Annotated in this window: 9 protein-coding genes and 1 riboswitch; of the genes, 5 read left to right on the forward strand and 4 right to left on the reverse strand. The window is 71.4% G+C overall.

Annotated features, from left to right (window positions below; all coding sequences use genetic code 11):
* Window positions 1-106 precede the first annotated feature (106 nt).
* Both ABZY89_RS29155 and ABZY89_RS29160 read right to left on the reverse strand, forming a co-directional pair.
* On the reverse strand, window positions 107-385 hold the full coding sequence (locus ABZY89_RS29155; protein WP_141803873.1) for an Lrp/AsnC ligand binding domain-containing protein: 279 nt from the start codon (window positions 383-385) through the stop codon (window positions 107-109).
* Between the two features lie 23 nt (window positions 386-408).
* Window positions 409-2,163, reverse strand: a complete 1,755-nt coding sequence (locus ABZY89_RS29160) for a DEDD exonuclease domain-containing protein (RefSeq protein WP_355232670.1) — start codon at window positions 2,161-2,163, stop codon at window positions 409-411.
* A 44-nt stretch (window positions 2,164-2,207) separates the two neighbouring features.
* On the opposite strand from ABZY89_RS29160, the gene ABZY89_RS29165 reads away from it, so the two are divergent.
* Window positions 2,208-4,106, forward strand: coding sequence for a hypothetical protein (locus ABZY89_RS29165; protein ID WP_355232671.1), 1,899 nt, complete (start codon window positions 2,208-2,210; stop codon window positions 4,104-4,106).
* On the opposite strand, the gene ABZY89_RS29170 is transcribed toward ABZY89_RS29165, so the two are convergent.
* Both ABZY89_RS29170 and ABZY89_RS29175 read right to left on the reverse strand, forming a co-directional pair.
* Window positions 4,087-6,000, reverse strand: a complete 1,914-nt coding sequence (locus ABZY89_RS29170) for an APC family permease (protein ID WP_355232672.1) — start codon at window positions 5,998-6,000, stop codon at window positions 4,087-4,089. The two genes, ABZY89_RS29165 and ABZY89_RS29170, sit on opposite strands and share 20 nt — an antisense overlap.
* Window positions 6,001-6,082: 82 nt before the next feature.
* Window positions 6,083-7,348 carry an NYN domain-containing protein gene (locus ABZY89_RS29175; protein WP_355232673.1) on the reverse strand — a complete coding sequence of 422 codons (1,266 nt, stop codon included), beginning with the start codon at window positions 7,346-7,348 and terminating at the stop codon, window positions 6,083-6,085.
* Between the two features lie 122 nt (window positions 7,349-7,470).
* On the opposite strand from ABZY89_RS29175, the gene ABZY89_RS29180 reads away from it, so the two are divergent.
* The 4 genes from ABZY89_RS29180 to ABZY89_RS29195 all read left to right on the forward strand — a co-directional run bounded on the left by ABZY89_RS29180 (window position 7,471) and on the right by ABZY89_RS29195 (window position 11,526).
* Window positions 7,471-7,653 (forward strand): hypothetical protein, encoded by a 183-nt coding sequence (locus ABZY89_RS29180; protein WP_091049976.1) that lies wholly within the window; start codon window positions 7,471-7,473, stop codon window positions 7,651-7,653.
* 96 nt (window positions 7,654-7,749) lie between these two features.
* Window positions 7,750-7,954, forward strand: a riboswitch (cyclic di-AMP (ydaO/yuaA leader).
* Window positions 7,955-7,971: 17 nt separating this feature from the next.
* Entirely contained in the window at window positions 7,972-8,958 is a 987-nt protein-coding gene (locus ABZY89_RS29185) for an NlpC/P60 family protein (RefSeq protein WP_355232674.1), read from the forward strand.
* Between the two features lie 38 nt (window positions 8,959-8,996).
* A complete protein-coding gene (locus ABZY89_RS29190; RefSeq protein WP_355232675.1) occupies window positions 8,997-10,199 on the forward strand; it encodes a hypothetical protein in 1,203 nt (400 codons plus the stop codon).
* 94 nt (window positions 10,200-10,293) lie between these two features.
* Window positions 10,294-11,526: a M48 family metallopeptidase gene (locus tag ABZY89_RS29195; RefSeq protein ID WP_355232676.1), complete on the forward strand. Its 1,233-nt coding sequence runs from the start codon at window positions 10,294-10,296 to the stop codon at window positions 11,524-11,526.
* Window positions 11,527-11,587: the final 61 nt, after the last annotated feature.

Below are 11,587 nucleotides of genomic sequence, written 5' to 3' on the forward strand. Positions count from 1 at the left end.
GCGCCGTCCGCCTTGGGCGGGTTGATCGCGCGCCACCTCGCTCGCTTCGCTTCGCTCCAAGGCGTGCAGTTGCGCCGACTCGGCGACACCCGACGGGCTGCGCCCGTTAGTCCAGGCCGATGGAGAAGGCGGCTTCCAGGTCGACCTGGGAGTAGGTGCGGAAGGCGATGTGGGTCTCGGTCTCGAGCACGCCGGGGACCTTGTTGACCTTGTCGGCGACGACGTTGGCCACATCCTCGTGGGCACGGACGCGCACCAGGGCGATCAGGTCGATCTGGCCGGTGACGGAGTAGACCTCGCTGACGCCGTCGATGGCGGCGACGGCCTCGGCCACCTCGGGGATCTGGGAGACCTCGGCATTGATGAAGACGATCGCTGTGATCACGCAGGTCACGTTAGCGGATCCTCCTAGAGTGCCGCTGCCCGCCGGCCCGCACCGCCGATCGGACAGGTCCACTCGCCCTCGACGTGGGCGAGGCGTACGCCCGGGGACTCCAGCCACCGCAGCACCAGCTCGGTCTCCTCGGCGCTCGCGGCCGGCACCGGACCGGGGGCGGCCAAGACCGTCTCGGCGCTGAGCTGGAGGTCGGCGACGTAGGCGTGGGCGTTGGCCTCACGCGGGATCACCCCGGCCCCGGCGAGGCGCCCGTGACGGACGACGTGGACCGCCCAGCGGCCGTCGTCCTCACGCCGGATCGCGGTGAGATCGGGCAGCCGGGTCAGGCCGGTGAGCCGTTGGGTGCGCGCGGCGGCGCGCAGGTAGGAGGTCAGCCGGTCGCGGTGGACGGCGGCCTCCTCGTACCGCTCCTGCTCGGCCAGGCCGGTGAGCCGCTCGGTGACCGTCTCGACCACCTCGTCGGGCCGGTGGAGGAGCGACTCGCGGACCCGGGACACCAGCGCCGCGTACGTCTCGGACGGGACGCTCTGGTCGCACGGGCTCAGGCAGCGGTGGAGCTCGGCGAGGACGCACGGGGTCTTGCGCGGCAGCAGCGGCAGCCGGTCGGAGCACTGCCGGATCGGGAAGGTGTCGTGCAGCGCCTGGAGCGCCTTCTCAGCGACCTTTCTGGAGCCGAACGGGCCGAGGTAGTCCGCGTCGTCGTCGAGCACCTGCTTGACCAGCGACAGCCGGGGCCACGGCTCCTGGGTGAGCTTGACGAAGTGCATCTTCTCCGGGCGTCGCGAGCGGCGGTTGTAGGGCGGCTTGTGCTCGGCGATGAGCCGCAACTCGCGCACGCCGGCCTCGAGCGCGGTCGCGCACTCGATGCCCTGCACGGTCGCGGCCAGCCCCACCATCTCGCCCATCCGGGAGCGGGTCTCGGAGGCGGTGAAGTAGGTGCGTACGCGAGTGCGGAGGTCTTTGGAGGTGCCGATGTAGAGCGCCCGACCCTTGTCGTCCTTGAACAGGTAGACGCCGGGGGCGTGCGGCAGGTCCTCGGCCAGATGGCGCTTCTTGCGCTGGGCGGTGGTGACCTTGGCCGAGAAGACGGCCAGGTCCTCGAGGGTCTGCACGCCGATGTTGCCGAGGCGCTCCATCATGCCGTGGAGGACGTCGACCGTCGCGCGGGCGTCGGAGAGGGCGCGGTGGTTGGGGGTCGTGGGGGAGCCGAAGACCCTGGCCAGGGAGCCGAGCTTGTGGTTGGGCGCCTCGTCGCGGGTGACCACCCGGCGGGCGATCTTCACCGTGTCGAGCACCTCGAAACGCGGCCAGGGCCGCTCCTGCTTGGCGGCGAAGTGCTTGAGGAAGCCGACGTCGAAGGGGGCGTTGTGGGCGACCAGCACACAGCCCTCGGCGAACTCGAGGAACGCCGGGAGCACCGACTCGATGGTGGGGGAGGAGGCGACCATCGAGTTGGTGATCCCGGTCAGCACGGCGATCGAGGGTGGTATGCCGGTGTGGGGGTTGACGAGGGTCTGGAACTCGCCCAGCACCTCGCCGCCGCGCACCTTCACCGCGCCGATCTCGGTGATCATGCCGCCGTTGTCGGGGCTGTTGCCGGTGGTCTCCAGGTCGACCACGCAGAAGGTCAGGTCGCGCAGCGGCCTGCCGAGCTCGTCGAAGCCCCGCTGGGCCTCCCAGCCTCCGGTGGCCTGCTCGCGCTGACAACGTGCCACGGCACGGGCCCGCATCTCCTTGCGCGCTTCCTTCACCGCCGCACTGCTCATGCGAACACATTAGCGAGTGCCGCCGACAGTCCTTCGCCACTAGGGTGTGGCCACCGACATGGGAGGTGTGGGCGATCGCGGCGAGAAACAGCGGCACCGAGGGGTCGACGTCTGGCAACGAGGACCGGCCCTGGGCCAGGTGGTTCGCTCGCTCGGGTTCGCTGCAGGTCGAGCCGGCCGAGGCCGGCGAGCAGGCCAGGACGCTGCTGAGCGAGGACGGGCAGACCGCGGCGCTGCGGTTCAACGAACGTGTGCTCGACACGCTGACCGGCGATCTGGCCGGCCTGGTCGAGTACGTCACGGTCCTCGACGGCGCCAAGGCCGACGAGGTCCTCAACACCCAGAAGCTGATCGACAACGCCTTCGCCCGGGTCTCGGCCCAAGGTGTCGACCGGTTCGTGGCCTGGCTCGCGGAGCTGCGTACGCAGGGCCATCCGGCGATCGCGGTCCAGGCGCTGCACGCCTACGGCCGGCTCGCGGACGGTGATCTGGCCGCGGTGGCGACCTCGCTGGAGTCCGCCGCGGACCGGGTGATCCTGATCGCGGCCGCCGCGCTGCACCGCCCGCCCGAGGACGCCGCCCGGCTCGCGATCGAGACCGAGCACGACGCCTCCATCGCGTACGCCGTCATCCACGACGTACTCCGTCAGCGGACCGTCCCCGACATCGCCCGGTTCCTCCGGGCTCTGCACCTGCTCGGGGCGCCGGACCTGGTCAACGACACCGTGAAGCAGTTCGCGGCCCCGGCCAGCGGTCGCTCGAACCTCGACAAGGCCCTGCTCTACGTCGCGCTGTACGCCAGCCCGAGGCTGCGTGAGATCGCCCTGGACCTGCTCTGGCGCACCCTCGGCGCGATCGGCGACCTCGGCCGGGCGCCGGGTCCCGCTCAGCAGCAGGATCTCGTCGCGGCGTTCTGGGAGCTGTGCCCGGGCGGGCGCGTGCTCGAGGACTGGTTCAAGCTGCGCCTCGACGGCAGCGAGAACGCCGAGGAGGCGCGCGAGCACGTGGTGCTGCTGCTGCGCGGCAGCCGGGGACCCGGCCGCGACAGCCTCCTCGCAGCCATGGCCGGTGACGCGACGCCGATGAACCTCAAGCGCATCTGCGAGACCCTCATGGAGGAGGGCGACGAGGCCCAGGCGGCGATGCTCGTCCGCGCGCTCGCCCACAGCGGCCACATCGAGCGGCTCGGCGACTTCCTCGACCGCTGGTCGTGGGCGCAGCCGTCCGCCGAGACGACTCGGAAGCTTCTCCACTGGGTGCTCACGCCGGACGGCGCGGACCGCGAGCCGATGGCGTCCGCCGTCGTGGAGGGCATCGCCGGCTATCTCGCCGACGGCCACGGCAGGACGCTGGGCGAGGACCTTCGACGCCACGCCGCGACTCTGGTCCGGCTCCGCCCCGCCGAGGAGATCGTGGGTCTGCTCGGGCACGTACCCTCCCGGGTCGGCAGGCGGGGCCGGTCGGCCGTCGCCGCCGACGTCGGCTGGAGGCTGGCCGAGGATCTGCTCGTCTACCCGGCACCGACCGAGGAGACGTACGTCGCCTGGTACGCCGAGTGCCTCGCCGCCCTCGAGTCGGCCGGGTTCACCGACGCGGTGCGGACGTCCTGGCATCACCTCGCCGACGAGGCGATCAACCGCCGTGGCGCCGGGCCGACGATCGCCGAGACCGCCCATCAGCTCCTGAGCAAGGAGCTCGCCGGCACGGCCGACCGGCTGCTGATCCGCTATCTCGACCAAGCGCAGAGCGTCACCCCCACCGACATCGTCGGCATCACCACCCGGCTGCGCCTGCACCGCTATCCCGAGGCGAGCCGAGCCGGGGTTCTGCGCCGCTCGGTGGGGCGGTGGCAGGACCGGGCCCGGGTCGATGCGGTCGTGGAGGCCCTGGTCGCCGCCGGCCAGGAGGAGGAGGCCGAGTGGGTCAGGGCCGGGTCGTCGTGAGCCGGGTCTGCCTGAGGTAGCGGCGCCCCGCACCAACGAGGAGGACGAACGCGCCCGAGGCGACGATCATCACCAGGGCGCGCAGGCTCCACACGCTCCACACGGAGTCGTCGTCGATCCGGTGGCGGACGGCGCTCAGCAGCGTCAGCGCGACCAGGTACAGCGCCAGCACGACGAACGGGCGGTTCGCCGGGTCGCGCGAGACCAGGCGTGCGCCGTGGTTCTTCGCGTCGTACCAGCCCAGGCCGGGAACCCGGAGATGATGGAGCCAGGGGAGCACGAGCAGGACGAGCGATCCCCAGCCGATCACCGCCACGCCCTTCCACACCCGGTCCCACGCGGACTCGTTGACGACCAGCGCGATGGCGACGAAGGCTGCGTACGCCGCGAACGGGAGGAGCCGCTGGGCCCCCGACCCGAGCAGGTCGGAGCGCACGGCCAGGACGACGCAGGTGACCGCGTACAGGATCAGGATCGGGATGGTGTTGAGCACGGCCAGGGTCTGCCAGTCGCCACCCACCGCGACCAGGACGACCAGCGCGAGCACCAGGTTCACGAGCAGGATCAGCCAGAAGGAGTCGCCGGTGCGGCCGGGGAGCCGTGATGCCCGCGGCTCGTGCAGGCCGCTGGGGACGTACCTCTCCGCGCTCAGCGCGTAGACCTCGCGGCTGAGGGCGTAGGTGAACACGATGCCGGACCCGATCGGGGCCAGGATCGCGGCGATCCGGACCAGCACGACCAGCCAGTCGAGCGGCGCCCCGGCCAGCGTGGCCGCGTCGGTCAGGCGAGCGTAGGAGGTGCCGTGCTCGGCCCCGGAGCCGGCCATGTGCTCGGCGTAGACCAGCTGGAGGGCGGAGTAGAGCAGGAACGAGCCGACGACCGTGCCGTAGACCGCCCAGCGCACCCGCCTGGCCGCCTCGCGACGGCCGCCACGGACCTCGCCGGTCACATCGAGGGGCGCCTGGAAGCCGATGTAGGCGTAGATCACGCCGCTGGTGATCAGCGCGCTCAGCACGCCGGTCGACGTCGGCCCGGCGGCCGGTCCGGGGCCGGTGAGGGGAGCGGGGACGGCGAGCGCCAGGCACACCACGAAGACCACCGGGATGGCGATCTTGAGCAGCGTCAGGGCCGCGTTCGTACGGAGCACGAACCGTCGGGGCAGCAGGACGAAGGCGATGATCGCGGCGGTCACCAGCACCGCCAGGGTCGATCCGACCCTGGTGAGCCCACCCTCGCCGGCCAGGGCGGGGACGATCTCGGCCAGCCCGTTGACAGCCGCTGCCGCCTGGGCGGCCGGGTTGATGGCGTACGAGATCCACAGGGAGGCCGCGAGGATGATCACCACCAGCGGCCCGAAGGCGTCGTGCGGGTGGAACAGCAGCCCGCCGGTGCGCTGGGAGATGAGCCCGAACTCGACCATCACGACCGCGATCGTGAGCATGAGTACGCCGCCGGCGGCCCAGCCGAGGAGTGCGGCCTCGCCCAGGCTCTCGTGGAGGGTGGGAACGGCCAGGAGCCAGCCCGATCCGATGACGCCGCCCGCGGCGAGCCCGACGACCTCGACGAGGCTCAGCTTGTCGGCCTGGTCGGCGGGTCGCTCGTCCCTCTGGTCCTTCGCGGGCTCATCAGAGGCAATGGGCGTGACGGGTGTGACCGGCATGACGGGACTGGGCTGCGGAGCGGGCGCTGCAGGGACCTGCGCCCGTCGCATCGCCTCGAAGGCGATCGCGGTCATCAGGCCCCCGACGGCGGCGACCCAGAAGCTCGACTCGTGCAGCAGCTCGCGGAATCCCGGCGACTTGAGGGCGTTGAGCTGGACGCTGCCGTAGATGGACATCACGAATCCCGCGGCGCACAGGATCATCCTGGCGATCGCGCTGAGGGTGTGCCGCACGCGCTGGTCTCCCACTCCCGATGATTCGAACGTCGGGAGAACCTATCGAATCAGGCCGGTGTGGCGCAGGAACCCTGCTGGATCAGCCGAGCAGGGGCGAGAGCGAGGAGAGCGGGACGGTGCGGGCGCCGGCGCGGCGTACGTCCTTGACGACCTCGGCGTCGTCGGTGGCGACCAGGATGACGCGGCCCGCGGGCTCGGCGTCGACGAGGTCGCGGATGACGTCGTCGGCGATGACGCCCTCGGGGGAGAAGAGGACCTTGACGCCGCGCGGAGGCACCGCGGTGGGGCGTACGGATGCGGAGTGGGCGTCGAAGACGACGGTCGTCTCGGCACCGGTGCGGGCGGCGATCGGCGCGATCGCGCGCAGCAGCCGCAGCCGCTGGGCATCGAGCGCCGAGTCGGGCCACAGGGCCTTGGAGACGTTGTAGCCGTCGACGATCAGCCGGACCCTCGGCATCGAAAGGAACTGCTCGAGGTGGGTGCTGCTGGTGACGCCGGCGCCGGCGGCGGCGTCCGCGGAGGCCAGCTCGGCCTCCACCCGCTCGCCCGGGGTGCCGGTGACCGGCGGCAGCGCAAGCTCGCGACGCAGGCCGCCGGCCGCGTCGAGAAGGGTGTCGAGCAGGAACCGGGCGCGCAGCGAGGCGTCCTCGCGGTCCGTCTTGGACGTACGCCGCTCGGCAGCTGCCTCGCGTTCCAGCTTGTCGATCTGGCTGCGGAGCTGCCGCAGCTGGCGGTCACGTGCGGCGAGCTCGTCCTCGGCGCGGGCGAGCGCCGTGCGGGCCTCGGTCAGGGCTTCGTCCAGCCCCGTGCCGGCCTCACGGGCGGCTGCCCGGGCCTCGCCGAGCTTGCGTCGCAGGGCGGTGTTGTCGGCCTTGAGGTCGTCGAGGCGGGCCTTGCGGTCGGCACGCACCTCGCGGAGCTCGTCCTCGGCCGCGGCGAGCTTGCCGCGCAGCCGGGCCACCTCGGCGTCGACCACCGGCACCGCGGCGGCCTCCAGCCGGTCCAGAGCCTCCTTGAGCGAGACCTCCCAGCCGTCGGGGCGGATGAGCCAGACGACCGCGGCCGCCTCGGCCGGATCCTCGGGGAGGACCACGTCGTCGGAGGAGCCCTCGGGGACGTACGCCGGTCGCAGCTGGCTGCCGACCTTCTCCCGGACCTCGTCGTCGCTCTCGAGCACCGAGGCGATCATCGCGCCGCCGGCCTTGGCCCGCCGGGCGGGCGCGAAGTCGGCGATCCGCTTGAGCGCGGGCGGCAGGCGCACCAGGTCGGGAAGCACCCCGGCCGTGAGCGCGACGATGCGCCCCCGGACCGTGTCGGGGAGCGTCGCGTACGCGGAGACCTCCATGTTCCAAGTGTAGGGACCCGGTCCGCGATCGCCGCCTCGAATACCGTGCTGCGATGGTGGTGACACGCCGGACGCAACCGGACGAAAGCAAAAATGTCGGTGCTCGGTGAGACCGTCACAACATGACGACGAGAATCGACTGTGACACCTGCCTCGTGCGGGGACTGGCGTGCCACGACTGCGTGGTCACCGTGCTTCTGGGGCCGCCTCCGGAGCTGACCATCGAGGACGACGAGCGCCGGGCGCTCGACGTGCTGGCCGAGGGTGGACTGGTTCCGCCGCTGCGCATGGTGGAAGGGATGTAGCCGAACTTTTGGGCGTGGGTGGTTGGCAGGTGGGGGATGCCGTCGGCTAGTGTGCGCAGGAACTTGGCGCTCGTGGAAGTGGGTCAACCGGCCCACGCGAGTGTCGCGCTTAGTCCAGGCCCGCTTCGGGGCGGGCCAGGAGCCGGGGAACCACACCGGTCGTACGCCGCGGAAACGGAGTGCGATCACCTGGGGTGCATCCGCCGCAAGGGCGATCTGGGAGACCAGATCGAGGAGCGGTGGTAAGGCAGGTCGTGCCTGAACCCGTCAGCTCACCCGGTAGGCGTCAACGACTACACACAAGGAGACCGTCCGCTCGTGACACGCGACCGGAAGCGACTCATTGCCGGAGCAGCCGGCATCGCCGCCATCGGTGTCGCCGGGATCATTCCCGCAGCGACCCCCGCCCAGGCAGACCCTGACATCGACGACGTTCGCAAGAAGGTCGACAAGCTCTACACCCAGGCCGAGGCGGCCAACGAGGACTACAGCAACGCCAAGCTGCGACTTCAGGACCTCAAGGACCAGCTCGACGACCTCAGCTCCGACGAGAAGCGTCAGAGCAAGGAGCTCGACAAGATCCGCGCCGAGCTCCGTGACTCCGTGCTGCGGCAGTTCGAGGGCTCCGACGTCTCTGCCGTCGGCCAGGTGATCACCTCCGAGGACCCGCAGGAGTTCCTCGCCGGTCTCTCCACCGTCTCGTCCTACAACGCGCTGCAGGCCGACCTGCTCGCTCGGTACAACACCGAGGCGGAGGCCCTCCAGGTCCGCCGCGAGGCCACCGAGGACGCCAAGTCCCAGATGGCCAAGGTCAAGACGACCATGCAGCAGAAGAAGAGCGAGATCGACAAGAAGTACGAGGCGGCCCAGGCCGAGCTCGACGAGCTGGAGGCCGATGAGCTGGAGGAGTTCCAGTCCACCGACACCAGCATCCCGTCCAACCTGCCGCCGCCCTCGGGCCGCGCCAAGGTGGCTGTCGACTACGCCCTCGCCCAGGTCGGCGACGCCTACGTCTACGGCGCCACCGGCACCGAGTCGTGGGACTGCTCGGGCCTCACCATGGGTGCCTGGGGCCAGGCAGGCGTCGGGCTCCCGCACTCCTCCTCCGCGCAGTACAGCAGCGGACCGCAGGTCTCGCGCGACCAGCTCGCCCCCGGTGACCTGGTCTTCTACTACAGCCCGATCAGCCACGTCGGCATCTACATCGGCAACGGCATGATCGTGCACGCGTCCAACCCGAGCACCGGTGTGAAGGTCTCCCCGATGGACGAGATGCCCTACACGGGCGCCGTCCGCCCGGGCTGAGCTTGACCCAGCACCCCGAAGAGGCCGATCGTTCGCAGGTGCGAACGGTCGGCTCTCTTCTTTCCCGTCCGGCCCTGATCGGGGCCGGCCTCGTGCTGGTGATGCTGCTCGCAGGGTTCGTCGGCTGGCGGCTGACCGGCGGGGGCGAGTACGTCGCGCCGACCCCGAGCAGCGCGCCGGTCGTGCGCGCCGACACCGAAGGCGCCCGGGCCTCGCTGGATGAGCTGGTCGACGGCGTACGTGAGGGGGCGGAGCCCGACGGCGAGAACGCCGCCTCGGTGGCATTGCGCAACGCGCAGGCCATCGGCATCGAGGACGTCACCGCGAGGTACCTCGCCGAGGCGGACAACGTGGAGCCGGACGGCTCCTGGACGGCCGACGTGGAGATGTCCTGGCGCACGCCCGGCGACCCGGAGCTGACCGAGGAGCTGAAGGTCGGCTTCGACGCCGAGGGCGCGATCACCGGGTTCTCGGCGGGCCAGGGCACCCGGCTGCCGCTGTGGCTCAGCGGCCCGGTCGAGGTGCGCCGCACCGGCTCCACCCTCGTGGTCGCCCAGGCGTCCGCCGACGTCGCCGACCGCTACGCCGAGCTGGCCACCACCGCTGTCGCCGGGGTCCGCAAGGTGATCCCCTGGAAGGACCCGCGCCTGGTCCTCGAGGTGCCTGCGAACGGCCTCGACTCCGCGCTCGGCGCGCAGCCGGGGACCTACGCCGCCGTCGCGGCGGTGACCGCGACCGTCGACGGGTCCACGAAGGCCGGGACCCCGCTGCACGTGTGGGTCAACCAGGGTGTCATCGGCGACCTCGACGCCCCCGGCGCCCAGATCGTCATCACGCACGAGGCCACGCACGCGGCCACCGACGCCGCGACCAACACCGGCCGGCCGATGTGGCTGGTCGAGGGCTTCGCCGACTACGTCGCGCTACGCGACACCAAGCTTCCGCTGTCCAAGACCGCCGGCCAGATCCTCGCCCAGGTCCGCGAGAACGGTGCCCCCGACCACCTGCCGGGCAAGGCTGAGTTCAACACCCGCTCGGAGCACTTCGGCGCCGAGTACGAAGCCGCCTGGCTCGCCTGCGAGGTGCTCGCCGAGGCCGGCGGCGAGCAGGCCCTGGTCGACCTCTACGAGGAGACCGGGCGCGGCATCGGGCTGGAGAAGGCGCTGCAGGCAGGCTTCGGCTTCGGGGAGGACGAGCTGACCGCGCGCTGGCGGACCCATCTGTCACACTCGGCTCGATGACGGGGGCAGAAGTGAGCGAGCGTCAGCGAGCGAACCATGCGTATGACACGCCGCCGCGTCCGTATCCTGGCGCTTGCGCTACGGAGGTGGCGGCGTGAGTGCAACGCGGCGTACGTCCTGGGTGGTTCTCGTCCTCGGGGCGGTGGCGTTCGTGGTGCTCGCCTGGACGTTGATCCCGTGGCATCCCTACCCGGGCGGCGCGCTCGACCTGCCCGACGAGCGAGACGTGTTCACGCCCGAGGAGCTGGAGCGGATGCTGGCCTACTCCGGCACCGCTCGCTGGATCAGCCGGGCCTCGCTCGTCGTCTCGCTGGTGGTCGCGTGCGTGCTCGGGTTCACCTCGCTGGGCCGGCGTCTGGTGGCGCGGCTGCGCGGACCATGGCTGCTGCGGGTGGTGCTCGCCGTCGCCGTGGTCACCCTGCTCGGCTGGATCGCGACGCTGCCGTTCGGGGTGGCCATCCACCGGCTGCAGATGCGCTACGGGCTCTCCCGGCAGGCGTGGGGACCCTGGCTGGGCGACTCGCTGCTGAACCAGGTCGTCGGCATCGTAACCACCTCCGTTGCCCTGCTCGCCCTCTTCGCCTGCATCCGTCTAGCCCGGCGTTGGTGGCCAGCCGTCGCCGCCGCCCTGGTCGCGGCCCTGGTGGTGGTCGGCTCGTTCGTCTACCCGGTCGTCATGGAGCCGCTGTTCAACGACTTCGAGCCGCTGCAACGCGGCCAGTTCCGGACCGAGGTGATGGCGATCGCCGAGCGTGAGGGCGTCGAGCTCGACGACGTCCTGGTGATCGATGCCTCCCGGCGTACGACCTCGCTCAATGCGTACGTCACGGGCTTCGGCTCCACCCGCCGCGTCGTCCTCTACGACAACCTCGTCGACTCGCAGCGGGGCGCCGCCGCGCGCGGGGCGGTCCTGTCCGTCGTCGCCCACGAGCTCGCCCACGCCAAGCACGACGACGTCCTGGTCGGCACGGTCATCGGTGCCGCCGGCGCGGTCGCCGGCGTCGGTCTGCTGGGCCTGCTGCTGTCCTACCGCCGCCAGGACGAGTACGCCACTCCCGAAGCCGTCCCGATGCTGATGGCGGTCTTCGCGCTGGCCAGCGTGCTGGCGATGCCGATCCAGAACGGCCTCAGCCGACACGTCGAGGCCCGCGCCGATGTCGACGCGCTCCACGCCACCGGCGACCTGGAGTCGTTCATCCGGCTGCAGCACGACCTCGGCGCCCGCTCGCTCTCCGACCCGTCCCCGCAGGCATGGTCGCAGTGGTGGTTCGGCTCCCACCCGACGACCCTGCAGCGCATCGCGATCGCCCACCGCGTCCTCGACTGAGGCCGAGTCGGCTCGTCCTGACCGAAAACAGAGCCGAGTCGGCTCGTCAGGACGAGCCGAC

It is taken from the genome of Nocardioides sp. NPDC006303 (genome assembly GCF_040613175.1).
GTDB lineage: Bacteria > Actinomycetota > Actinomycetes > Propionibacteriales > Nocardioidaceae > Nocardioides.

Coding starts and splice junctions, on each gene's coding strand:
- ABZY89_RS29160 (WP_355232670.1), bottom strand. CDS start 2,163: ATGAGCAGTGCGGCGGTGAAGGAAGCGCGCAAGGAGATGCGGGCCCGT.
- ABZY89_RS29175 (WP_355232673.1), bottom strand. CDS start 7,348: ATGGAGGTCTCCGCGTACGCGACGCTCCCCGACACGGTCCGGGGGCGC.
- ABZY89_RS29180 (WP_091049976.1), top strand. CDS start 7,471: ATGACGACGAGAATCGACTGTGACACCTGCCTCGTGCGGGGACTGGCG.